Annotated in this window: 2 protein-coding genes; both read left to right on the top strand. The window is 33.3% G+C overall.

Annotated features, from left to right (window positions below; translation table 11 throughout):
- Window positions 1-336, top strand: a 336-nt coding sequence (gene tnpA, locus JOC73_RS15030; protein WP_204404689.1) for an IS200/IS605 family transposase, incomplete at its 5' end; no start/stop codon positions are given.
- A gap of 4 nt (window positions 337-340) precedes the next feature.
- On the top strand, window positions 341-1,438 hold the full coding sequence (locus JOC73_RS15025) for an RNA-guided endonuclease InsQ/TnpB family protein (RefSeq protein WP_204404687.1): 1,098 nt from the start codon (window positions 341-343) through the stop codon (window positions 1,436-1,438).
- The last annotated feature ends 29 nt before the right edge of the window (window positions 1,439-1,467 follow it).

The raw sequence follows: 1,467 nt of genomic DNA, 5'->3' as shown, positions 1-1,467 counted from the left end.
TATCGACGAAAAGTCCTTCATGGAGCTGTTGAAGCAAGATTAAAGGAGTTGATTGTTCAAACTTGTTCAAACATTAAGGTCGATATAATTGAAATGGAAATTATGCCAGACCACGTACATTTGCTTTTAGAAGTAGATCCTCAGTATGGTATTCATAAAACCATAAAACATATTAAAGGGGCGACATCACGCTATTTGAGACAAGAATTTAAACATCTCACAACTAAACTTCCAACACTTTGGACAAATTCGTATTTTGTATCTACAGTTGGAGGAGCACCATTAAATGTTATAAAGCAATATATTGAAAGTCAAAAAACGTCTGAAAGGAAGTGAAATCATGCAGATAACGGTGAAATTCAAGATTAATTTAACAAAAGAACAAGTTCAGTTAGTAGAGGCTATATCTAAAGAATATATCTATACTGTTAATAGTATTGTTTCATCTATACTCCAATCGGAAGAAAGGATAAAATTATCATCAAAAAATGTACTTGCTAATATGCCAAGTGCAGTGAAAAACCAAGCTATTCGAGATGCTAAAAGTATCTGTGCCAAGTACAAAAAAGCTGTCAAGACCAATTCAAAACTATCCACTAATAAACAAAAAGCAATCAGTGTACCTACCCTTAGAAAACCTGTCTGTATATGGAATAATCAAAATTATTCATTTAAAGATGGTATTCTTAGTTTTCCAGTTGTTGTAGAAGGAAAATCAAGGCGTATTCAAACTAAAACTATCATGACAGATTATCAGCTTAAACAACTAGAAGGTCACTTAGGAGCATTGCGGATAACCAAGAAGGGTACTAAATATATGGCTCAAATAAGTGTTGAAAAACAATCTCCTGTAGCTAAAGGTGATGTCGTAATGGGTGTAGACCTAGGCTTAAAAGTTCCTGCTGTAGCTGTAACCGAATTGGGAAAAATTAAATTTTTTGGTAATGGCAGAGAAAATAAATACATTAAAAGAAAATATAGAACAAAGCGTAAAAAGTTAGGCAAAGCTAAGAAACTTAAAGCCATTAAAAATCTTGATGATAAAGAGCAACGCTGGATGAAAGATAAAGACCATAAAATAAGCAGACAAATTATAAATTTTGCAGTCAAAAATAATGTTTCTGTTATCCGTTTAGAGAAACTAACAAATATCAGAAACACGGCAAGAACAAGCCGTAAAAACGAGAAAAATCTGCATACATGGTCATTCTATCGGTTATCTCAATTCATTGAGTATAAGGCTCATTTGGAAGGAATTGTAGTTGAGTATGTTGATCCTAAGTACACAAGTCAAATTTGTCCTAATTGTGGTACTCAAAATAAAGCTAAAGATAGAAAATATAATTGTTTTTGTGGCTATCATACCCATAGGGACAGAGTGGGTGCTATAAATATAATGAATGCACCTGTGATAGATGGTAACAGTCTATCAGCCTAGGGTACTATATGTACTGCCCTAGGAGGGGT

The organism is Alkaliphilus hydrothermalis (assembly GCF_016908555.1).
GTDB classification, from domain to species: Bacteria; Bacillota; Clostridia; order Peptostreptococcales; family Natronincolaceae; genus Alkaliphilus; species Alkaliphilus hydrothermalis.
The sequence above is the reverse complement of the archived record's forward strand: the minus strand, read 5'-3'. Positions and strand labels throughout refer to the sequence as shown.